We start from the raw sequence: 22,795 nt of genomic DNA on the forward strand, positions 1-22,795 counted from the left end.
CGCCCCTCCCCGTCCCCTCCCGAAAGGCAGTGCCATGTGTGGCATCACCGGCTGGATCTCGTTCGGCACCGACCCCGGTCGACGCCCCGACGTCGTCGAGCGGATGACCGCGACCCTCGCCCCCCGCGGGCCCGACGGCCACGGTGTCTGGCACGGCCCGCACGCGGCGCTCGGCCATCGTCGGCTCGCGGTACTGGACCTCGCGGGCGGAGCGCAGCCGATGACCGCCGACGCCCCGGACGCCCCGGGCGCACCACTGGCCGGCGGCGGCCCGGCCCCCGCCGGGGTCGTCCTCAGCTACAGCGGCGAGGTCTACAACCACCACGCACTGCGCACCGAACTACGCGCCCGCGGGCGGGAGTTCACCACCCGCAGCGACACCGAGGTGGTGTTGCGCGGCTATCAGGAGTGGGGCGCCGGGATCGCCGGGCGCCTGGAGGGCATGTACGCGTTCGCCGTGTGGGACGCGGCGGCCGGCCGGCTGCTGCTGGTGCGCGACCGGCTGGGCGTGAAACCGCTGTACTACGCGCGCACCCCGGACGGCGGGCTGGTCTTCGGCTCCGAGCCCAAGGCCCTGTTCGCCCACCCCGACTGCGCGCCGCGGGTCGATGCGCAGGGCCTCCGGGAGGCGTACGGCCTGGTGTTCGGGACCGGGGCGACGCTGTGGGCGGGCGTGCGGGAGGTGCCGCCCGGCGGGCTGCTGGTCTTCGACCGGGACGGACTGACCGAGCGGCTCTACTGGCAGCTCACCGCGCGCCCCCATGAGGACGCCGACCTCGCCGCCACCACGGCCGGGGTCCGCGACCGTCTTGAGCACGCGGTCCGGTCCCAGTGGGAGGCCGACGTGCCGCGGTGCAGCCTGCTCTCCGGCGGGCTCGACTCGACCGTGGTGACGGCGCTGCTCGCGGACGAACTCCGGCGCCGCGAGGGGCCCGGAGCCCGGCTCCGCTCGTACGCCGTGGACTACAGCGACCAGGCGGAACGGTTCACCGGCGACGTGCTCAGGACCGGCCACGACGCACCGTACGCGGTCGAGGCGGGCGCGTTCATCGGCACCGCGCACGACACCGTCGTCCTGGACCCGAAGACGCTGCTGGACCCCGAGCACCGCGCGGCCGTGGTCGCGGCCCGCGACTCGCCGATCGGCGTCGGCGACATGGACACCTCGCTCTACCTGCTGTTCGGCCGGATCCGGGAGCACTCGACGGTGGCGGTCTCCGGCGAGGCCGCGGACGAGGTGTTCGGCGGCTACCCGTGGTTCCACGACCCCGCGGCGCGGGCCGCGGCGACGTTCCCGTGGCTGCGGGTCACCCGCGACGAGGCGGCCGTGCCGCTCCACCCCGACCTGGCGGCGACGTTGCGCATCGGCGAGTTCCAGCGCGACACCTACCGCACCGCGCTGGCCGCCGTCCCGCACCTCGACGGGGAGGACGCGGCGCAGCGCCGCCACCGCGAGCTGCAACACCTGTCGCTGACCCGCTGGTTGCGGCAGCTGCTGCACCGCAAGGACCGGCTCAGCATGGCGCAGGGCCTGGAGGTGCGGGTGCCGTACTGCGACCACCGGCTGGTCGAGTACGCCGTCAACGCGCCCTGGGAGATGCACCGGCACGACGGGCGGGAGAAGAGCCTGCTGCGCGCCGCCGGTGCCGGGCTCGCCCCGCAGTCGGTGCGGTGGCGGGCCAAGAACCACTACCCGGCCACCCACCACCCCGACTACAACCGCGGACTCCAGCACCTCGCGCGCCAGGCACTGGACGCCGACGGCGGGCGGGTGCGCGACCTGGTCGACGCGCGGGTCGTCGCGGCCGGTCTGGCCACCGACCCGGAGCGGCTGGAGTGGGGCCACCGGCTGCGGCTGGAGCGGGTGGTGGACCTCGCGCTGTGGCTCGACCGGTACCGACCGGAGATCACCGTGTGAGCCGCCCGCCCGCACCGGGCCACCCGCCGCCCGCCATCCGCCATCCGCCCCGGACCAGACAGACCACCCACCCCGCACGGAGGAGACCCATGCGCCCCACCACCCCGCACACCCCGGACGCCACCGCCCCGGCGGACGCCCCGGACCCCGTTCCGCTGTACGGCGCCGACTACAAACGCGACCCCTACCCCCTCTACGCCCGATTGCGGGACCGCGGTCCCGTGCACCGCGTCCGCTTCCCCAGCGGGGTGTGCGCCTGGCTCGTCACCGGCTACGACGCGGCCCAACAGGCGCTCACCGACCCGCGCCTGGGCAAGCACCACTCGCGCGGCAACGCGGCGTGGCGGGCGCGCGCCTCGATCATGCCCGAGCCGCAGCACTCCCAGCTCCAGGTGCACCTGCTCCACCAGGATCCGCCGCGGCACACCGCGATGCGCCGGATGGTGACCGACGCCTTCGCCCCGCAGCGGGTCGAGGCGCTCCGGCCCCGTTTCCAGCAGATCGCGGACGCGCTGCTGGACCGGTTCGCCGCCGGCGGGGCGGACCTCGTGGCCCAGTTCGCCGCGCACTTCCCGTTCCGGGTGCTGGCCGAAGCGATCGGCCTGCCGGCGGAGTTCGCGGCGCGCTTCGACCGTGACTGGGGGAAGGTGGTGCAGCCCGTCGGACCGACGGACCCGGGCCGCCCCGCCTACGAGGCCCGGCTGCGCGGGCTCCAGCAGTACATCGCCGACCTGGTCGTGCACAAACGACGGGCGGCGCAGTCGGACCTGCTGTCCCGGTTGGTGCTCGCGCGCGACGCGGGCGAGCTGACCCCGGAGGAACTGGACTCGATGATCTTCCAGTTGCTGGTCGCGGGGCAGGAGCCGGTCACCAACCAGATCAGCACGGCCCTGGTCGCCCTGCTGCGCCACCCCGAGCACCTCGCCGCGCTCGCCGCCCGCCCGGAGCTGCTGCCCCGCGCCGTCGAGGAACTGCTCCGGTACGACGCCGCGTTCGAGCTGACGACCTGGCGGTTCCTCGCCGAGGACGGCGAGCTGCACGGAACCCGGATTCCGGCCGGCGACTCGGTGATCGTGTCGCTGTGCGCGGCCAACCGCGACCCCCGGCGCTTCACGGACGCCGACGCCCTCGACTTCGACCGCTCGCCCAACCCGCACCTCGCCTTCGGCCACGGCATCCACTTCTGCCCCGGGGCGGCCCTGGCCCGCGCCGAACTGCAGATCGCGCTCGGCACCCTGGTGCGGCGCCTGCCCGGCCTGAGACCGGCCGTCCCGGACGACGAACTCGGGTGGATAGGGGCGGTGTTGGCCCGTGGCGTGGACCGCCTCCCGGTGACGTACGATCCGCCGGCCGCCGGCTGCCCGATGACCGCGGCCCGCCCCGCGCCCGCCGCGGACGCGCCCGACGCACCGGCCGCGGCATGCTGACCCCGCACGCCACCCCGGACCTCCCCGCCGGCGGCGACGCCCCCGCCCTGGCCCCGTCGACCCGCCGCACCTGCGCGGAGATCCTCCGCGTCCTGCTCCCCTACCGCCGCACCCTGGACGACCCCCACGAGGACGCCCCGGACGCCTTCCCCCACCAGCTGCGGCAGCTGGCCCACTGGGTCGCGGCGGGCCGCCCGGTCCTGTTCACCCTGCCCGGCTTCCCCTGCAAGTCGCCCAACCCCGCGAAGGTGCTCGGCCCGCTGCCCGACGAGGGCGAGCGGCTCTCGCTGCGCTTCCTGGACCGGCTGTGCGCCCGCATCGCGGCGGTGTACCCGCCCGGTGCGCGGATGCTGATCTGCTCGGACGGGCACGTCTTCAGCGACCTCATCCGGGTGCCGGACGCCACCATCGACGCCTACGGGGACGCGCTGCGGGCACTGGTCCACGACGAGGGGCTCGCGACCCGGCTGGGCGTCTTCGACCTGCGCGCGGCGTACGGGGACCTGTCGTACGACGAGAAGCGGGCCCGGATCGAGGCCGAGCACGCGCCGGCGCTCGCGACGCTGCGGGCCGAGACGCGGGCCGACGAGACGGCCCGGCGGCTGTACCAGGGGATCACCCGGTTCCTCTTCGAGGACACCGACCAGGCGACGTACCCCGGCACCCGTTCGGCGCTCCAGCGCGAGTGCCGGGCGCGCGCCTACGGCGTGATCCGGCGGAGCCGTGCCTGGGGCGAGCTGATCGCCGGCCACCATCCGGGGGCGGTGCGGCTGTCCATCCATCCGCAGCCGAGGGGGGCGGCGAAGTTCGGCATCCGGTTGCTGGCCGCACCGGACGCATGGCTGACGCCCTGGCACGCCTGCGTGCTGGAACACGCCGACGGGCGGCGGGAGTTGCTTCGCCGGGCGGACGCCGAGCAGCGGGGTCGCCTGGTGTTGCGCGGCGGGCGCCCCAGTCACTTCGCGACCGGCCCGACCGCGGGGTGAACGGCACCGGGCCCGCGTCCGGAGGTCCGCGGTGACCTCCGGACGCGGGCCCGGTCGGCGGGCGGCGGCTCCTACGAACGGTCCCGCGCCGGCGGCCGGTCCGGGGCCCACCGGTGGTCGAAGGCGATCAACGGGTCGCCGGTCAACGGGTGTTCGGTGACCGCGGCGCGCACGCCGAACACCTCCGCCAGCAGCTCGGGCGTCAGCACCGCACGGGGCGGACCGGAGGCCACCAGGCGACCGGCGTGCAGGACGTGCAGCCGGTCGCAGAGCGACGCCGCGGCGTTCAGGTCGTGCAGCGAGATCACGGTGGTCCGGGCCCGGTCCCGGAGCAGGGCGAGCAGCTCGACCTGGTGGCGGACGTCGAGGTGGTTGGTGGGCTCGTCCAACACCAGCACGTCGGGGTCCTGGGCGAACGCCCGGGCCAGCAGGACGCGTTGCCGCTCACCACCGGAGAGGGTGGAGAAGCGGAGGGCGCCCCGGCCGGCCATGCCGACGGCGGCGAGCGCCCCGGCCACCGCCTCCCGGTCGGTGCGGTCCTCGCCGGCGAATGCCCGTTTGTAGGGCGTCCGGCCCATCGCCACCACCTCGTGGACGGTCAGTTCGAAGTCCGCGGCCCGCTCCTGCGGCAGCGCCGCGACGTGCCGGGCGGTCCGCCCCGGGGACAGGGTGCGCAGGTCGGTCCCGTCCAGCAGGACCCGGCCCGCGGTGGGCCGCAGGTGGCGGTAGACGGTCCGCAGGACGGTGGACTTGCCGCTGCCGTTGGGGCCGACCAGCCCCACGATCTCCCCGGCCGCGGCCATGAGGTGGACCCCGGCGACCACGTCCCGGCCCGCGTAGCTGACCCGCAGCTCCTCGATGTCGATCCTCATCGCTCCGCCTCCAGCCGCCGGTCCAGGACGAACAGCAGGGCCGGGGCTCCGATCACGGCCGTCACGACACCCACGGGGAGTTCCTGGCCGTCCATCGCCGTGCGGCACACCACGTCGACCACCACCAGGAGCAACGCCCCGGTGAGCGCGGCCGTCGGGAGCAGGCGGCGGTGGTCGCCGCCGACGACGAGGCGGCACAGGTGCGGCACCATCAGGCCGACGAAGGCGACGGCCCCGGAGACCGCGACGAGGACGCCCGTCAACAGGCTCGTCACGACGAAGAGTTCCCGCCGCAGCCGGGTCACGTCGACGCCGAGCCCGGCCGCCGTCTCGTCCCCCATCAGCAGGGCGTTCATCGCCCGGGCGCGGGCCTGGAGCGCCAGCAGCCCGACCGCGACCGCGAGGGCCGGCAGCCACAGCGCGCCCCAGGTGGCCCCGCTGAGGCTTCCCATCAGCCAGAACAGCACGCCGCGGGTCTGCTGTTCGTCGCCGGCCTGGAGGACGAGGTAACTGGTGAAGCCGGACAGGAACTGGCCGATGCCGACGCCGGCCAGCACCAGCCGCAGCGGCGAGAACCCGCCGCCGCGCCGCGCCATCGCCCACACCAGGGCGAAGGCGGCGAGCGCCCCGGCGAAGGCGGCCGCCGACATCCCGAGGCCCAGTGCGCCCCCCGCGCCGGCGCCCAGCACGATCGCGGCGACCGCGCCGAGCGAGGCGCCGTTGGAGATGCCGAGCAGGTACGGGTCGGCGAGCGGATTGCGCACCAGCGCCTGGGTGGCAGTGCCGACCAGGCCCAGGCCGGCGCCGACGCAGGCCGCCAACAGGGCCCTGGGCACGCGCAGTTGCCACACGATCAGCTCGTCGGTGCCGGGCCGGGGCGGGGCCCCTTGGAGTCGGCGCAGGACCACGGACCAGACGTGTCCGGGCGCGATGTCCGTGGCGCCCACGGACACCGCGGTGGTCAGCGCCGCGATCAGGGCGACGGCGAGGAGGAGAGCCAGCGGTCCGGTGCGGGGGGAGTGTGCCCGTGGCCCCACTAGCGGGCCGCCGGGAAGCGCGTCGGGTACAGGGTGTGCGCGATCTGCTCGACGGTGTCCGCGGTGCGGGTGCCGGGGAGGGTGGTGGGCTCCGAGCCGATCCGCAGGAACTTGTCGTTGCGGACGGCCGCCAGGCCCTTGGTGGCGGGGAAGGTCTTCAGGAACCGGGCCGCCTGGTCGAACGCCTCCGCGTTGGCCGCCGCGGAGCCGCGGTCGCGGACGCCGAGTTGGATCCAGTCGGGGTTCTTGGCGACCACGTCCTCCCAGGAGACCGGCTTGAAGTCGCCGTCGCAGTCGGCGAAGACGTTGCGGGCGCCGGCCTGGGTGATCACCGCGTTGGCGACCTGCTTCCCGCAGAGCGCCATCGGCTGCTTGGTTCCGGCGTCGAAGTCGAAGAAGAAGTAACGAGGCCGCTGGCCGGCGGGGACGTCCGCGAGCGCCTTGTGCACGGCGTCGACCTTGGCCCGCATCCCGGCCACCAGTGCGCGGGCCCGGGCGGCGGTGCCGGTGACGGCGCCCAGTCGGGTGAGGTCGCCCTCGACGCCGGTCAGGTCGCGCTGCGGCCCCGCGGCCGTCGAGGCGCAGGCGGTGGAGGCCAGGTAGACGTGGCGGATGCCGGCCGCCGCGAACTCCGCCTCGCTCGGGGCGTCGCCCGCCCCGCCCATGCCACCCATGGCGGCGAAGGAGTCGATGTAGAGGTCGGCGCCCGATCCGAGCAGTTTCTCCTTCGGGATGACGGCCGTGCCGAGCACCGGCACCGCGGCGGCCCGGGCCCCCAGGTCGCCGGGCAGGGTCCCCTTGCCGGGCGGGAAGCCGGTGCCGATGACGCGGTCGCCGGCGCCGAGCCGCAGCAGCATCTCCAGGGCGGCGGCGTTACTGGTGACGATCTTCCGGGGCGGGCCGGTGAAGGTGGTCTCGGTGCCCTTGCAGTCGGCCACCTTCACCGGGAAGCCGGCACGGTCCGGCGGGGCGCCGTCCGCCCCCGCACCGCGTTCGCCGCCGCCTCCACCGCACGCCGTGGCGGTCAGTGCGACGACCGCCGCGAGTCCGCACCATTTCCCTGGGCGCATGGGCCTACTCCCCTACCGCTGTGCCGCTCCGGCGGGTTCGCCGGGCGCGGGCCACCCTCGTGGCCCGGCACAGGTAGTCGGGCGGGCACCGCATCCGGTTCCCGGGAGGTCCGCAGGTCGTCCCGGGAACCGGCCGCACGCCGCTCAGGGCCCGGCGCTGCTGCCTTGGGGGCCGTAGAGGTCGAGCAGGCGGGTGCGGGTGCCCTGTAGGCGTTCGGCGACGGTCTCGGCGACGTAGCGGTAGACGGCGCGACCCAGGATGGGGTCGTCCTCGCACAGGGCGCGGACGAGGGAGGCGTCGAATTCGAGCGCCTCCACGGGGCCGACGGTCTCCGCGCCGAAGTGCCAGAGGTAGGGCGGGAACAGCCAGGACCAGCCGAGGACTTCGTCCCGGCCAAGGGTTTCGACGACCGCCGCCTGGCGGCCGGGGACCCGCTGGTCGAGCGTGACCCGGCCGGTGCGGAGGATCCAGAACCGGTCGGCCCGGCGGCCCTCCTCGAACAGCCGGGTGGCGCGGGGCAGCGCCACCTCGCGGGCGAGTTCGGTCAGTCGTCGGCGCCGGTCCGGCGGCATCGCATCGAACAGGTGCTTGACCGTGGGCATCTTCTCTCCATCCGCCGCTCTCCAGTGCCTCGCACGATATGCGGCGAATCGGTGGATTTCGACAATGGCCGGTCCGGCGAGCGGGACCCGGTCAGGCCATCTGACGGCGGACCAGGTCGTGCAGCCGGCCGCCGGTGTCGGCGAGGAGGGCGGCCGGGGCGCCCTGTTCGACGATCCGGCCCTCGTCCATGACCACGACCCGGTCGGCGTCCAGCACCGTGGAGAGGCGGTGCGCGATGACCACCCGGCTGGCGCTGAGCGCGCGGGTGCTGTCGATGACGATCCGCTGGGTCTCGTTGTCGAGGGCGCTGGTGGCCTCGTCGAAGAAGAGGATGCGGGGGCGCCGGACCAGTGCCTGGGCGATCATCAGCCGCTGCCGCTGGCCCCCGGAGATGGCACCGCCGCCGGCGATCATGGTGTGCAGGCCCATCGGCATCCGCTTGACGTCCTCGGCCAACCCGGCCATCTCGGCCGCCGCCCACGCCTCTTCCTGAGTGAACGCCTCGGCGCCGCAGATGCAGTCGAGGATCGAGCCGGTGAGCGGCTGGGCGTTCTGCAGGACCACCCCGCACTGCCGGCGGACGGCGGCCTGGTCGAGCGCGGCGAGGTCCTGGCCGTCGTACAGGACGCTGCCGGTGGTCGGCCGGTCGAAGCCGATGAGCAGGCGCAGCAGGGTCGACTTGCCGCAGCCGCTCGGGCCCACGATCGCCACGAACTCACCGGGCCGCACCTGGAACGAGACGTCGTCGAGGACCAGCGGCCCGTCCTCGCCGTAGCGGAAGGAGAGCTTGCGGGCCTCGATGGCGCCGGCGAGCGCACCGGGTTGGGAACTGCCGCCGCGGACCTCGGGCGCCTCGTCCAGCACCGGCTTGATCTGCTCGAACATCGGCAGCGCCGCGGCGGCCGAGACGAACGCGCCGGTGAGCTGGGTGACCGAGGTGAGCAGCATGGTCACCGAGGTGTTGAAGGTAAGGAAGGCGCCGGCGGACAGGGTGCCGCGGGCCGGGCCGGCCAGCAGCACGAACAGCGCGAGGGAGCAGAGCGGGAGGTAGACGGCGTTGAGGACGGTGGTGAGGTTCTTGATCCGGCCGGCCTGCTGCTGGAGTTCCCGCGAGCGGGCGAACTCCCGGGCCCAGGCCGCGTACGCGAAGGACTCCGCCGCCGCGACCCGCAGCTTGGGCAGTCCACGCAGGGTCTGGAACGCCTGGTTGTTGAGCTTGTTGCCGAGCGTGATCAGCCGGCGCTGCCAACGCAGCTCCCACAGGCCCAGGACGAGGAAGACCGCGCCGATGACGAGCAGCACGGCGAACGCGGCGAGCGCCAGCGGGACGCTGTAGAAGAGCAGCAGCGCGAGGTTGACCGCGCCGACCGTGCCGGCCTGCACGGCGACCGGTCCGACCCCGGCCAGCACCCGGCGGATGGCGCTGATCCCCATCGCGGCGCTGGCCAGTTCACCGGTGGAGCGGGCGGCGAAGAACGAGGTGGGCAGGCGCAACAGCCGGTCCCAGACGGCGGGTTGCAGCACGCTCTCGATGCGGCCCTCGATGCGCAGCACGGTGAGGTTCTGCAGCAGCGTGAAGGCCGCCGCGACGACACCGGCGATCATCACGGCGAGCGCGACCTGGACGATCGGGCCGCGGGCGGCGGCCGGCACGAAGACGCCGAGCACCTTGCCGGTGGCGATCGGCACGAGGGCGCCGAGGGCGACCGTCACCAGCCCGCTGAGGGCGAGGTTACGCAGGTCCGTGCGGTTGCCCCGGAGGCTGAAGCGCATCAGCCGCCACAGCGTCAGCCGGCGGTCCGGCAGCGGCCGGTAGAACATCACCGCACGCGGTTCGAACTCCTGTGCGTTGTCCTTGCCGATCCGGATCCGCAGCCCGGACGACGGGTTGACCGCTTCGTAGCGGCCGCGCCGCCACAGCAGGGCCACCGGCGCGCCGGACTTCGCGCGATGGCCCACCAGGGGCCCGACGTCGGTACGCCACCAGGGGCCGTCGAGGCGGATCGCGCGGGTGCGGATACGGGAGACCAGAGCGATGCGTTCGACCGGGCTGATCCGGTCGCCGGCGGCGGCGCCCTTGGGCGGCTCGGTGAGTGGGATGCCGGCGGCCCGGGCGACCTGTTGGCAGACCGCGAAGGTGAGGTCGTCGCCGGCCCGGTCGCGGCCCGCGCCGGCGCGTCCGGAGCGGTCCTTGCCGATCGAGGCCAGCAGCGCCCGGTCGGCGCGTTCCCGAACGACCTCGCCGGCCTTGATGCCGGCCGCCGCGCGGTCCTCGTGGGCGCGTTCGAGCTGCTCGATCCAGCGGTCGACGGCGGACAGCAGCCGGTACTGCTGGTTGACCATCCGCTGCCACAGTGCGCCGTCGACGAGCAGGTCGGCGGCGGCCTCGGCACTGTAGGAGGCGCCGTACTGGACGCTGCCGGGCGGTACCGGCATCCACAGCACGTCGTCGTCGGCGACCGCCTCGTCGGTGGGCCGGCCCGCGAGCGGCGCCTCGAACAGCACGCCCAGTCCGCGTGCGGTGCCGAGCGCGAAGGCGTGCTCCAGGGGGCCGGCGGCCGGCGCCCCGTGGGCGTCGGCGTAGCCGTACGCGCCGGGGTCGACGTGGCCGCCGTGCTCCGGGTGGGGCAGTTCCCGCAGTGCGATCCGGCGCAGCCCGCAGTGTGGGGACGGGCGGCCGACGAGGGTGTGCTGGGCGCCTTCGACGGGGCCGAGCAGCAGGGTGCCGGCTTCGAGGCGGCCGAGGAAGTGCCAGGGGCCCTCGTGGGTGGCGTCGACCGCGAACAGGTCGAGGGTGCCGCCGGTGACCAGCCACAGGACGTGCGGGCCTTCGAGGGGGACGTTGCGCAGGCCGGTGTGGTCCACGGGGGTGCCGAGGCCGCCCAGGGCGTGGGTGACCGCGTCGGCGGCCGGTTCCGTGGCGGGTGCCGCGTCCGGCGGCGGGGGGACGGATGCCACGTCAGTGCTCCTTGACCAGCTCGGCGTAGGCGCCCCCGGCGGCGACCAGTTCCGCGTGCCGGCCGCGTTCGACGATCGCACCGTGGTCGAGGACCACGATCTCGTCGCTGTCGCGGACGGTGCTCAGCCGGTGGGCGATGATGACGCAGGCACAGCCCCGGCGCCGCAGGTTGTCCATGATGACCGCCTCGGTCCCGGCGTCCAGCGCGCTGGTGACCTCGTCGAGGACGAGGATGCTGGGGCGCCGGACCAGCGCCCGGGCGATCTCCAGGCGCTGCCGCTGACCGCCGGAGAAGTTACGGCCGTCCTGCTCGACGCGGCTGTGGATGCCGTCGGGGCGGCGGGCTATGACGTCGTCGTAGAGGGCGGCGTCCTGGAGGGCGGCGATCACCGCGTCGTCCGGGATGGAGGGGTCCCACAGCGCGACGTTGTCCCGGACGGTGCCTTCGAAGAGGAAGACGTCCTGGTCGACGAAGGAGACCGAGGCGGCCAGCGCGCTGCGCGGGATGTCCGCGAGGCGCTGTCCGTCGATCCGGATGGTGCCTTCCCAGGGGGCGTAGAGGCCGGAGATCAGTCGGGAGACGGTGGACTTGCCGCTGCCCGAGCCGCCGACCAGGGCGACCTGCTGGCCGGGGCCGACGGCCAGCGAGAAGCCGGTCAGCAGCGGCGCGTCGAGCGGGCTGTAGCCGAAGGTGACGTCCTCCAGGGTGACGTGCCCCTTGAGGCGGCGGGTGCCGGCGTCCGCGTCCGGGCGGGAGTAGTGGGCGTCGGCGGGGAAGCTCTCGACGTCCTTGAGGCGGGCGACGTCGGCGGCGAAGTCCTGGATCCGGCCGGCGACGCCGTTGAGCCGGGTGATCGGCGCGGTGAAGCGGGTCACCAGGGCCTGGAAGGCGACCAGCAGGCCGATGGAGATGTGGCCCTCGACGGCGCGCAGGCCGCCGATCCACAGGATCAGCGCGCTGTTCAGGGTGGCGAGGGTGGGGGCGACGACCGCCAGCCAGGCGCTGGGGACGCCGAGCCGCTGCTGCTCCTCCAGGGTGGCCGCGTGCTGCCCGGCCCAGCGGCGGAAGTAGCCGTTCTCGCCGCCGGTGGCCTTCATCGTCTCGATGAGCTGGAGGCCGGTGTAGGAGGTGTTGGTCAGGCGGGCGGTGTCGGCGCGCAGCTTCTGGGTGTGGGTGGCGCGCAACCGGACCACGATCCGCATGGCGACGACGTTGAGCAGCGCGATGAGCACGCCGATGACGGTGAGTTGGGGGTCGTAGCTCCACAGCAGCAGGGCGTAGAGGACGACGACCACGCCGTCGACGGCCGCCGCCGCCAGGTCGCGGGCGAGGGTCTCGGCGACCGCGTCGTTGGACTGCAGGCGCTGGACGAGGTCGGCGGGCGAGCGCTGGGCGAAGAAGGTGACCGGTAGGCGCAGCAGGTGGCGCAGGAAGCGGGCGCTGCTGAGGGTGGAGGAGATGATCCGGCCGCGGAGCAGGTTGGCCTGTTGGAGGCCGGTCAGGACGGCGGTGAGCACCACCATCGCGGTCATCGCGGCGAACAGCGGCCCCAGCAGCGAGGTCTGGTTGCCGATCAGGAACATGTCGATGTACGTGCGGCTGAGCGCGGGCAGCGCGGCGCCGACGCCGACCAGCAGCAGACTGGCGAGCAGCGCCGCCAGCAGGGTCCCGGTGGTGCCGCGCAGCCGGGCCGGGAGGGCGCTGAGCACGCTGGGGCGGCGACCGCCCTTGCGGAACGCCTCGGTGGGCTCGAAGACCAGCACCACGCCGGTGAAGCTGGTGTCGAAGTCCTCCACCGGCACGAAGCGGCGGCCCTTGTCGGGGTCGTTGACGTGCACGCCGCGGCGGCCGAGGCGGCGGCCCGGGCCGTCGTAGACGACGTAGTGGTTGAACTCCCAGAAGAGGATGGCCGGTGCCGCGACGTCGGCGAGGGCGGCGGGTTCCATCTGCATGCCCTTGGCCGACAGGCCGTAACTGCGGGCGGCCTTGAGGAGGTTGCTGGCGCGGGAGCCGTCACGGGAGACGCCGCAGGCGATCCGCAGTTCCTCCAGCGGAACGTGCCGTCCGTAGTGGGCCAGGACCATCGCCAGGGAGGCGGCGCCGCACTCCACCGCCTCCATCTGGAGCACCGTGGGGGTGCGCACGGCCTTCTTCGCCTTGGGGGCGGCGGCCGGCGGTCTGCGGCGACGGGCGGGCGGGGCGCCCTCGGGCCGGTGGCGGCCGCGGCCGGCGGGCGGGAGGTGCTGCGGGGGCGCGGCGGAGGCGTCGGGGGCGGTCACGAGAGCAGCCAATCGATCGGGTGCTGCGCGGCCAGGTGGACGGCGGCGGTGGCCTGGGTCATCGAGTCGAGTGCGAACGGCGGCCCGTCGGAGGTGGACCAGGCGTAGCCGGAGGCGGTGCGCGCGGGGTCGAGCCGGACCAGCACCGCGACCGGCTGGCCGGCGCGGGAGAACTGCTCGCCGAGTTGGGCGCTGCCGAGGAAGGCGGAGATCCGCTGGCGGCTCTGGGTGGCCCGGCCGACGGCCGCGACGTGGCCGCGCAGCACCCCGAACCGCTGGGTGGGGGCGGCGGCCACGGTGAGGTCGACGGCGGCGCCGACCGGCAGGGTGGCGGCGTTCTCGGCCGGGACGTAGAGGGTGGCGGTGAGCGGGTCGCGGGCGCCGGTGGTGCGCTCCACCGAGGCGAGGTCGGCGCCGGTGGTGACGACCGCGCCGATGGTGGCGTCCAGGTTGGTCAACCGGCCGGCCGCGAGCGCCCGGACGACGGTGGTGGTGCCCTGAGCGGTGCGCATCCGCACCAGTGGCGCGCCGGCGGCGACCTGTTTGCCCTCCTCGGCGAGGACCTCGGTCACCTGCCCGGCGACCGGGCTCTGCAGCACGTAGCTGCCGTGGCCGTGGGTGAGGATGCCGGGGGCGCTGACGCTGGCGGTGACGGTGCCGGTGACCGCCCAGACGGCGGCGGCGACCATGACGAGGACGGTGACGGTCAGCACCAGCCAGCCCTGCGGGCGGGCGAAGCGCACCGGCAGGTCCAGTTCCTCCGGCGATTGCAGCTTGGAAAGGGCCTGTTGACGGAACTGCACGACACTCTTCCCTCAACTGCAGCGGCTGGTACGGGGGTACAGACGTGCGCCGGGGGCGCACGGTTCCCACTCCGGCGGCTTCCGGTCACGAACAGCCGGGTGCCCCGGGACCCGGTCGGAACCGGGTTGTCCGGGGCACTCGACACGGCAGATCGGCAGGGAGGGGGCGCCGATTGCCGTCGCGACCGTTGGATGCCGGCTGTGCCGCGTGGCGGCGCAGGGTCGGCTCTGGGTCAGAGACCGGCGGTCAGGTTACCCGCGACGCCCTGGACGTCCAGGCCGGTGGTCTGCTGGACGAGGCCGGTGGCGGTGTTGAGGACACCGGTGACCGGGGCGACGGAGCCGACGGTGGTGGTGACGGTGTTCACGACACCGCCGACGAGGCCACCGGACACGTTGTCCAGGTCGGCGTCGGAGATTTCCTGGGTCTGCACCTGGGCGTTGTTCATGATGTTTCCCTTCGGATCAATATCAAGAAAAAGCCGCGTACGGGTCGTCCGGTGGGTGGCCCGGCCGCGGCCACGGTAGTCCGGGTCCCGAAATCGGGAAACCCCGGTGACTCCCGCAGTGCGATGGATCAAAGCATGCAGGCGGGTTGCGCTGCTAATCGGATGAGCGGCGATCCGGACGTATCCACCCAGCGAAATAGCCGGTCGTGTGTGCGCGTCCATGGCATGGTCGAAGCATCTTCACATCTTCTCCGGTTTCCTTTCCGCCGGACCCTCGTTGCCGCCCCTGCGGAATGGGACATTCCGGAAGCAAGTCGCCGAGGTGGGCGACGCCGCGGACGCACGAAACCGCGGCCCGTGTGCCGGCTGCGCATTCGGTGTGCAGATTTCCTGAAGGCGGCCCGACTTAACGCCCGACTAGCACGCGACTAGCACCCCGCGACGACGCGAAGTCCGCTGCGCGTTTCCGCCGCACGACCTGGATGTTGCACAGGTTTTAACCGAACATGATTGCCCTCGACTTCCGGGGCACTAATGACCGGAATCATCACCGCTATCGCCCCGTCATTCCGATGGAAACGGATCGAGCATCCAGAGAACGGACATATTCGCATAACTGCGGTAGACGCCGTTCGCCGGGCCGGCCGCGGTGGCAGGCGCCCCCCGCCCGGTGCACGGTGGGTACGTGGATCCCGTAGCGGCGCTGGAGCGGATCGCGTTCCTGTTGGAGCGACAGGGGGCGGTGACGTACCGGGTGCAGGCGTTCCGCACCGCGGCGGCGGCGCTGACCGCACTGCCCGCGGGCGCCCTGCGCGAGCGGGCCGGCAACGGAACGCTGGGGCGGCTGAAGGGCCTGGGGCCCAAGACGAGCCGGGTCGTCGAGGAGGCGCTCGCCGGGGAGCGGCCCGCCTATCTGGCGCGCCTGGAGGAGGAGGCCGGCGGCCCACTGGTCGAGGGAGAGGCCGGTCGGGCTCTGCGCCGGGCCCTGCGCGGCGACTGCCATCTGCACTCGGACTGGTCGGACGGCGGCAGCCCCGTCGAGGAGATGGCCCGCACCGCCCGCGACCTCGGCCACGCCTGGTGTGCGCTGACCGACCACTCCCCCCGGCTCACCGTGGCCCGCGGACTGACCGCCGAGCGGCTGCGGAACCAGCTGGCCGTGGTGGCCGAGGTCAACGCCCGGCTGGCGCCGTTCCGGCTGCTGACCGGGATCGAGTGCGACGTCCTCGACGACGGCTCGCTCGACCAGGAACCGGAGCTGCTGGACGAACTCGACGTCGTGGTCGCCTCGGTGCACTCGAAACTGCGGATGGACGCCGGGCCGATGACCCGGCGGATGCTGGCCGCGGTCCGCAACCCGTTGGTGGACGTGCTCGGCCACTGCACCGGGCGGCAACTGACCGGCAAGCTCCGCCCGGAGTCGGAGTTCGACGCCGCGGAGGTCTTCGCGGCGTGCGCCGAGCACCGCACCGCGGTGGAGATCAACTGCCGCCCGGACCGCCTCGACCCGCCGCGCCGCCTGCTGCGCCAGGCCCTGGACGCCGGCACCTTCTTCGCCGTCGACAGCGACGCGCACGCACCCGGCCAGTTGGACTGGCAGATCTACGGCTGCGCCCGCGCCGAGGAGTGCGGCGTCCCCACCGAGCGGATCATCAACACCTGGACGGCCCGTCAACTGACGACCTGGACCCGGACCGGCCGCCCGCCGCGCGGCGCCGGCGCCTGACGGCCGCCGACACGCCCCGGCACGCCGTCGGCCCGGTGCCGCCGCCCCACCGCCCCCGGCGGCTCACCCCAGGTCGGCCGCGGTCGCGCGCAGGGCCGCCAGCACCGGGCGGAACAGCGGGTGCTCCGCCGCGCCCCGCCGGACCGCGGCGAAGACCCGGCGGGTGGGCGCGACCCCGTCGACCGGCCGCACCACGACGCCCCCGAGGTCCATCCCGCGCAGCGCCGAGCGGGGCACCAGGGCCACCCCCACGCCCGCCGAGGCCAGCGCCACCACCGCCCGGAAGTCATCCGAGGAGTGCGTCAGGCGCGGCCGGAACCCGGCGTACTCGCAGGCCAGCACGACCACGTCATGACACGGATTGCCGGAATAGGGGCCGATCCAGGGATCCTTGGCGAGCCCGGCCAACGGCACCGCCGCCACCGAGGCCAACGGGTGCCCCGGCGGCAACACCGCATCGAACGGCTCGGCGTAGAGCGGGACGCGGGTGAGCCGGGGATCGTCCGCGTCCGGCGCGCCCCGGTACTCGACGGCCACCGCCACGTCGACCTGCCGGTCCAGCACCATCAGCAGGCTGGCGTCGCCCTCCGCGTCCTGGACCCGGACGCGGATGCCGGGCGCGGACCCGGCCAGTTCGGCGAGGGCCGGGGCGAGCACCAGCGCGATGCCGGTCGCGAACGCGGCCACCGTCACGGTGCCCGCCTCGCCCTCGTCGTACGCGGCCAGCTCCGCCTCGGCCCGCTCCAGCTGGGCGAGGACGGCGTTGGCGTGGCCGAGCAGGATGTCGCCCGCGGCGGTCAGCCGGACGCCGCGGGCACCGCGGTCCACGAGACGGTGGCCGGTCTCCTGTTCCAGCGCGGCCAGCTGCTGGGAGACCGCCGAGGGCGTGAGGTACAGCGCGGCGGCCGCGGCGGTCACCGTGCGGTGGTCGGCCAGCGCACGGAGGATGTGCAGCCGACGTGCTTCGATCATGGAGCCAGTTTCGCAGGGTTCGGCCGGATCGTGCCCCCGGCCGCCTCCGGTCGGGCCGGTCAGCTCCCCAGCGCAGCGCGCGCCGCCACGAAGGCGTCCACCGCGCGGTGCACGTCCTCGGTGGAGTGGGCGGCCGACAGCTGGACGCGGATCCGGGCCGCGCCCTGGGGCACCACGGGGTACGAGAAGCCGATGACGTACACGCCGCGCTCCAGCAGCAGTTCGGCCATCCGGGCCGCCTCCGCCGCGTCCCCGATCATCACGGGGGCGATCGGGTGCTCGCCGGGCAGGATCGCGAAGCCCTCCTCGGTCATCCGCGAGCGGAACAGCGCGGTGTTGGCGTGCAGGCGTTCGCGCAGGTCGTCGGCGGACTCCAGGAGGTCCAGGACCTTGAGCGAGGCGGCCGCGATCACCGGCGCGAGCGAGTTGGAGAAGAGGTAGGGGCGGGAGCGCTGGCGGAGCAGGGCGACGATCTCGGCGCGCGCCGCGACGTAACCGCCGGAGGCGCCGCCCAGCGCCTTGCCGAGCGTGCCGGTGATGATGTCGACCCGGTCCAGCACCCCGCACAGCTCCGGGGTGCCGCGGCCACCGGCCCCGACGAACCCGACCGCGTGCGAGTCGTCGACCATGACCATCGCGCCGTAGCGGTCGGCCAGGTCGCAGATCTCCCGCAGCGGCGCCACGTAGCCGTCCATGGAGAACACGCCGTCGGTGACGACCAGGGTGCGCCGGGCGCCCTGCGCCTCCTTCAACTGCTGCTCCAGGTCGGCCATGTCACGGTTGGCGTAGCGCAGGCGGCGGGCCTTGGAGAGCCGGATGCCGTCGATGATGGAGGCGTGGTTGAGGGCGTCGGAGATGACCGCGTCCTCCGGGCCGAGCAGGGTCTCGAAGACGCCGCCGTTGGCGTCGAAGCAGGAGGAGTACAGGATCGTGTCCTCCTGGCCGAGGAAGTGCGAGATCCGGTGCTCCAGTTCCTTGTGCACCTCCTGCGTGCCGCAGATGAAGCGGACCGACGCCAGCCCGTAGCCCCAGCGGTCGAGGGCCTCGTGGGCGGCGGCGACGACCTCGGGGTGGTCGGCCAGGCCCAGGTAGTTGTTGGCGCAGAAGTTGAGGACCTCGCCGGGGCGGCCACCGGCGGTGACCGCGACGGTGGCGGACTGCGGGGTGCCGATCACCCGCTCCGGCTTGTGCAGGCCGGCGGCCCGGATCTCGTCGAGTGCGATGCGCAGGTCGTCGCGTACGGCGTCGAACATCTGGGGTGTCTCCTTAGGGGTGCGCGGGTCGGGCCGGCGGGCGGCGGCGTCGTGGGGAGGGAGCGGGCGGGGTCAGGCGCTCCAGTCGAGGATGACCTTGCCGCCCTGGCCGCTCGCCGCGTCGGCGAAAGCGGCGTCGAAGTCCTGGTACGGGTAGCGGCCGGTGATCACGGGCGCGAGGTCGAGACCGCCCTCCAGCAGCACGGACATCGCGTACCAGGTCTCGAACATCTCCCGGCCGTAGATGCCCTTGATCGTGATCATGGAGGTGACGATCCGGGACCAGTCGACCGGGAACTCCTCGGACGCCAGCCCCAGGATGGCGATCCGACCGCCGTGCGTCATGTTGCCGATCATGTCGCGCAGCGCCTCGGGGCGACCGGACATCTCCAGGCCGACGTCGAAGCCCTCGCGCAGGCCCAGTTCGCGCTGGCCGGACGCGATCGAGGTGTCGGCGACGTTGAGGGCGAGGCTGACGCCGACCTTGCGGGCCAGGTCCAGGCGCTGCTCGCTGACGTCGGTGATCACCACGTTGCGGGCGCCGGCGTGCCGGGCGACCGCCGCCGCCATGATGCCGATCGGCCCGGCACCGGTGATCAGTACGTCCTCGCCGACCAGTGGGAAGGAGAGCGCGGTGTGCACGGCGTTGCCGAACGGGTCGAAGACCGCGGCGATGTCGAGGTCGACGGGGATCCGGTGCACCCACACGTTGGTGGCGGGCAGCGCGACGTACTCGGCGAACGCGCCGTCCCGGCCGACGCCCAGGCCCACCGTGGCGCGGCACAGGTGGCGGCGGCCGGCCAGGCAGTTGCGGCAGCTGCCGCAGACCAGGTGGCCCTCGCCGCTGACCAGGTCGCCGGCCTTGATGTCGGCCACGTCCCGGCCGGTCCCGACGACCTCCCCGACGAACTCGTGGCCCACCGTCAGCGGGGCGCTGACGGCCTGCTGCGCCCAGCCGTCCCAGGCGCGGATGTGCAGATCGGTGCCGCAGATACCGGTCCGCAACACCTTGATCAGCACGTCGCCCGGGCCGACCTCCGGCTCCGGCACGTCCATCAGCCAGAGTCCCGGCTCCGCCTTCTGCTTGACCAGTGCCTTCACCGCAACGGCTCCCGTAGAAAAAGATGACTGGACGGCACCGGGGGCCCGGTAAGGGCCGCCGATCTCCGGCCAGAAATCTTCCCTACGGCGGCCGTCCGGTCCATCGAGGATTTCTTAACCGCGCCCACAGTTCCCCTTTACGCCCCTTCTGCACCGCGCCCCACGGCGGTCGCGCCAACGCCCGGGGGCCCTCGGCATGCGGTCAGCGCCACGGCGCCCGGGGGTCAGGTGGCCGGATTCCGCGCCCCGTCGGGCGCCCGGGACGTCGTGGGGGTCGGGAGTGGGCCGTCCTGCGGCACGGGCGGGCCGTGCGGGCCGGGTGCCCGCGGACCGCGGGAGCCGGGCGGTGCGCGGCCGGAGTGCCGGGCCAGGGCGTCGTCGGGGCCGGTCGTCGGGGCGCTCGGCGGCGGGACGCGGGGTTCGTACCCGACGCACCGGGACGTTCCGTCGCAGCGGAGCAGAACCGTAGCTTCCGGCCGCGCGGCGGTGGCACAATGCCGGCCCTATTCGGAACCAGCCTCAGGGGCACCATGGCGCCGAGCGAACGCGATTCCCAGATACCCGTCTTCCACGGAGCCGGACACCTGTTGCGGTTGATCGCCGACCTCGTCCGCCGGCCGCGCCGCCGGGAGTGTCCGGAGCCCGTGCGGCACCGCGGCGTCGCCCAGGGGCGCGAGGGCCTACCGGTCCTGTGCCTGGTCGCCGGCGACGACCACGCCCAACTCGCCCGCGGCATCGGCTACTTCCTCTCGCACGCCGACCCTCGCCGGGTACCGCACTGCCTGCACGACCTGGCGGCCGAGCCGGCGTGCACCGACCCGGGATCGGTGGAGGCGGTGCGCCGGACGTTGGAACGCCTGGCGCAGGGGTTCGCGCGCAGCGTCAACGGCGCCGACGGGCGGGTCAGGTTCCGCCGGTTCGGCCTGGTCAACTGGCTGTTGCAGACCGGCGCCGGCAGTGGGGCCAACGGCGCGGGCGACGTCGAGGGCACCGAGAACAGCCTCCTCCAGGGGCTGCGGGAGCGGGAGTTCCGGCGCCGTCGACTGTTCGGCCTGTTGCGGGCGCCGGAGACCGAACTCGCGGTGGACGGCAACGTGCCGTGGTGGGTCTGGCTGTTCGCGGTGCACGTCTTCCCCCTGGCGTGGTTCCGGGTCCGCCGGGGCCTGGGCCGCGAGTACCGCTGGCTGCTCAACCAGCCCTACCTGGCCCCGCGCGACCCGGGCACCTTCATCGGCTTCGCGGAGCGGCTGACCGTCCCGCACAACCAGGTCGAGGACCCGGAGCAACTACGGAAGTTGATGGTCAACGCCTTCCTGGAGGACCTGCGGATCGCGTTCCGGCGCCGCCCGTGGCGGCCGCGCTCCGCCCGCCGGACCGCGTACTGCGTCGCCGTGCTGTCCGGCACGGCCGCCGACAACTGCGGCCCTCACCTGCTGCGCACCGTCATCGACGTGCGCAACGAGACCGGCGCCTTCGATCCGCTGCTGCTGATCGGCTGCGGCGGCGAGCCGCCCGCGGAGGACACCGAACTCCGCGCCGACTGGGGCCACAGCTCGCTGTGGGAACTCTCCGACCGGCTCTACGGCGGCTGGCGGGACACCTTCCTGCACACCGGCCGGGCCCGCAACCGCGCCCCCTGGTACCTCCCGGTCACCGTGCCCGCACTGATGCCGCCCTCCGACGACCCGGCGGCCAAGGCCCGATATGAACTGACGCGACGTCAAGAAGTGGCGCAGGACGCGCGGTTGCGGCTGCCCGAGCCGCCGTTGTGGGCCCGGCGCGTGGTCTCCGTCGCCGTCGCCTGCTGCGTGCTCGCGACCCTGCTCGGCACGGCCGGGCTGCTCTGGGACCGGGAGGGCGCGTACCGCACGGCGCACTGCGGCCTCGGGCGCTTCCAGGACGACGCGGACACCCTGCACACCGTGGAGACCGGCGAGTGCATCGGCGTCTCCCGGCACGGCTTCACCTTCCACTCCCCCGACGCCGAGCTGAACAAGACCCTGCGCACCATCGCCGACCAGAACGCCCGCGCCGACCAGATCCACCAGACGTCCCCGGAACGCCCGCTGGTCACGCTCGTCCACCTCTCCGCGCTGCTCAGCACCACCGGCAAGTCCACCGCCCAGCTCGCCTACGGACGGGAGGCCCTCCAGGGCGCGGCCAGCGCCCAGTCCCGGCAGCTGCGCACCACCGGCAGCACCGAACCGATCCTGCGGATCTTCCCCGCCAACGCCGGCTCCGGCATGCGCTACGGCACCCGGGTCGTGCAGATCCTCCAGGGGTTGCAGGCCCGGGACCCGTCCATCGTCGGCGTCACCGGCCTCGACCAGAGCCGCGAGGCCACCAACGCCACGATCCGCAAGCTGACCGAGGCCGGCGTGCCGATGGTCGCCACCACCCTCTCCGCGGACTCCCTGGTGCGCCAGTCACCCCTGTACTTCCAGGTGTCCCCGCAGAACAGCCGGGAGGCCGAGGTCGCCGCGGCCTACGCCGACCACCTCGTCACCGGCCGGACCAAGCCCACCCGACAGGTGCGCGTCATCAGCTCCGCCGACCCCACCGACACCTACAGCCAGACGCTCAGCGACGACGTCGCCCGGCAGTTCCGGGCCCGCGGCTTCACGGTCGAGCGGACCGCCTTCAGCCCGCCGCCGCCCCCGGGCGGCGAGCCGTCCTCGACCGCGCCCGGTGCCGGCTCGGTCGGCCAGCGCAGCTGCTCCTACCCGGGGCTGGTGTTCTACGCCGGGCGCGCGGAGGACTTCGAGACCTTCCTCGGCGGGATCAACGAGTCCTGCAACTCCGCCCCGCCGACCGTCATCGGCGGCGACGACGTCGCCCGGCTGGCCGCCGACCCGGTCCGCCGCGCGCAGTACCCCGGGATCCCCTACGACTTCCTGGACTTCACCCTCGGTTCGGCGCACTGCGCCGACTCCAGCGAGCTGTACGCGGAGATGTCCCGGCTCTTCCCCGAGGAGTGCGTCAAGGTCCCCAACTCGTCCCTCGACGGCCACGCCGCACTCGGCTTCGACGCGGTGAAGCTGTACGTCAACGCGGTCAAGCAGCTGCGCGAGGACGCCCCGGGGATGCCGCTGACGCCGCCCGCGGTGTGGCACGCGATCAGTGGGGTGCACGGGGACGGAGCGCTCGACGGGGAGAGCGGGATCATCAGCTTCGGCGGTGAGGTGGACCGTCAGGTCCCGTTGGACAAGCTGCTGTCGGTGCAGCGCATCGACGACGTCGGCAAGCCCACCCAGGCCGGCTACTGCGGTCGGATCGGCGGCCGCGTCCAGTCCGCGTGGTGCCCGCCGCTCCACCCGGAGAGGGGCGCGTGACCGGCG

Annotated in this window: 16 protein-coding genes; 5 read left to right on the forward strand and 11 right to left on the reverse strand. The window is 73.9% G+C overall.

The features are described 5' to 3' along the window. The first annotated feature begins 34 nt into the window (after positions 1–34). The 3 genes from asnB to ABD385_RS08750 all read left to right on the forward strand — a co-directional run bounded on the left by asnB (position 35) and on the right by ABD385_RS08750 (position 4,331). Positions 35–1,918 (forward strand): asparagine synthase (glutamine-hydrolyzing), encoded by a 1,884-nt coding sequence (asnB, locus tag ABD385_RS08740; protein ID WP_344574476.1) that lies wholly within the window; start codon positions 35–37, stop codon positions 1,916–1,918. 89 nt (positions 1,919–2,007) lie between these two features. Then, positions 2,008–3,345: a cytochrome P450 family protein gene (locus ABD385_RS08745; RefSeq protein WP_344574477.1), complete on the forward strand. Its 1,338-nt coding sequence runs from the start codon at positions 2,008–2,010 to the stop codon at positions 3,343–3,345. Continuing rightward, positions 3,339–4,331, forward strand: a complete 993-nt coding sequence (locus tag ABD385_RS08750; protein ID WP_344574478.1) for an L-tyrosine/L-tryptophan isonitrile synthase family protein — start codon at positions 3,339–3,341, stop codon at positions 4,329–4,331. Before ABD385_RS08745 ends, ABD385_RS08750 begins: the two co-directional genes overlap by 7 nt. Before the next feature lie 71 nt (positions 4,332–4,402). On the opposite strand, the gene ABD385_RS08755 is transcribed toward ABD385_RS08750, so the two are convergent. The 8 genes from ABD385_RS08755 to ABD385_RS08790 all read right to left on the reverse strand — a co-directional run bounded on the left by ABD385_RS08755 (position 4,403) and on the right by ABD385_RS08790 (position 14,405). Then, positions 4,403–5,203 carry an ABC transporter ATP-binding protein gene (locus tag ABD385_RS08755; RefSeq protein ID WP_344574479.1) on the reverse strand — a complete coding sequence of 267 codons (801 nt, stop codon included), beginning with the start codon at positions 5,201–5,203 and terminating at the stop codon, positions 4,403–4,405. Next, positions 5,200–6,240 (reverse strand): FecCD family ABC transporter permease, encoded by a 1,041-nt coding sequence (locus ABD385_RS08760; RefSeq protein ID WP_344574480.1) that lies wholly within the window; start codon positions 6,238–6,240, stop codon positions 5,200–5,202. Before ABD385_RS08760 ends, ABD385_RS08755 begins: the two co-directional genes overlap by 4 nt. Further along, positions 6,240–7,310, reverse strand: coding sequence for an ABC transporter substrate-binding protein (locus tag ABD385_RS08765; protein WP_344574481.1), 1,071 nt, complete (start codon positions 7,308–7,310; stop codon positions 6,240–6,242). The genes ABD385_RS08760 and ABD385_RS08765 overlap by 1 nt, the downstream gene beginning before the upstream one ends. Before the next feature lie 144 nt (positions 7,311–7,454). Continuing rightward, a complete protein-coding gene (locus ABD385_RS08770; RefSeq protein WP_344574482.1) occupies positions 7,455–7,913 on the reverse strand; it encodes a cyclic nucleotide-binding domain-containing protein in 459 nt (152 codons plus the stop codon). 91 nt (positions 7,914–8,004) lie between these two features. Then, the gene (locus tag ABD385_RS08775) at positions 8,005–10,872 is read right to left on the reverse strand and encodes an NHLP bacteriocin export ABC transporter permease/ATPase subunit (RefSeq protein ID WP_344574483.1); all 2,868 of its coding nucleotides are present in this window, start codon (positions 10,870–10,872) and stop codon (positions 8,005–8,007) included. 1 nt (position 10,873) lies between these two features. Further along, positions 10,874–13,153: an NHLP family bacteriocin export ABC transporter peptidase/permease/ATPase subunit gene (locus tag ABD385_RS08780; RefSeq protein WP_344574484.1), complete on the reverse strand. Its 2,280-nt coding sequence runs from the start codon at positions 13,151–13,153 to the stop codon at positions 10,874–10,876. Next, positions 13,150–13,956: an HlyD family efflux transporter periplasmic adaptor subunit gene (locus tag ABD385_RS08785; RefSeq protein WP_344574486.1), complete on the reverse strand. Its 807-nt coding sequence runs from the start codon at positions 13,954–13,956 to the stop codon at positions 13,150–13,152. Before ABD385_RS08785 ends, ABD385_RS08780 begins: the two co-directional genes overlap by 4 nt. 233 nt (positions 13,957–14,189) lie before the next feature. Next, positions 14,190–14,405 carry a type A2 lanthipeptide gene (locus ABD385_RS08790; protein ID WP_016576071.1) on the reverse strand — a complete coding sequence of 72 codons (216 nt, stop codon included), beginning with the start codon at positions 14,403–14,405 and terminating at the stop codon, positions 14,190–14,192. Between the two features lie 685 nt (positions 14,406–15,090). Here ABD385_RS08790 and ABD385_RS08795 point away from each other — a divergent pair. Then, on the forward strand, positions 15,091–16,131 hold the full coding sequence (locus ABD385_RS08795; protein WP_344574488.1) for a PHP domain-containing protein: 1,041 nt from the start codon (positions 15,091–15,093) through the stop codon (positions 16,129–16,131). Positions 16,132–16,194: 63 nt separating this feature from the next. Here ABD385_RS08795 and ABD385_RS08800 read toward each other — a convergent pair whose 3' ends face one another. The 3 genes from ABD385_RS08800 to tdh all read right to left on the reverse strand — a co-directional run bounded on the left by ABD385_RS08800 (position 16,195) and on the right by tdh (position 19,457). Further along, a complete protein-coding gene (locus ABD385_RS08800) occupies positions 16,195–17,103 on the reverse strand; it encodes a LysR family transcriptional regulator (protein ID WP_344574489.1) in 909 nt (302 codons plus the stop codon). A gap of 59 nt (positions 17,104–17,162) precedes the next feature. After that, positions 17,163–18,356 carry a glycine C-acetyltransferase gene (locus tag ABD385_RS08805; RefSeq protein ID WP_344574490.1) on the reverse strand — a complete coding sequence of 398 codons (1,194 nt, stop codon included), beginning with the start codon at positions 18,354–18,356 and terminating at the stop codon, positions 17,163–17,165. Positions 18,357–18,428: 72 nt separating this feature from the next. After that, entirely contained in the window at positions 18,429–19,457 is a 1,029-nt protein-coding gene (gene tdh / locus ABD385_RS08810; protein ID WP_344574492.1) for an L-threonine 3-dehydrogenase, read from the reverse strand. A gap of 530 nt (positions 19,458–19,987) precedes the next feature. Here tdh and ABD385_RS08815 point away from each other — a divergent pair. Continuing rightward, entirely contained in the window at positions 19,988–22,789 is a 2,802-nt protein-coding gene (locus ABD385_RS08815) for an ABC transporter substrate-binding protein (protein ID WP_344574493.1), read from the forward strand. The last annotated feature ends 6 nt before the right edge of the window (positions 22,790–22,795 follow it).

The sequence above is a fragment of the Streptomyces lunalinharesii genome (assembly GCF_039532155.1).
Taxonomy (GTDB): domain Bacteria; phylum Actinomycetota; class Actinomycetes; order Streptomycetales; family Streptomycetaceae; genus Streptomyces; species Streptomyces lunalinharesii.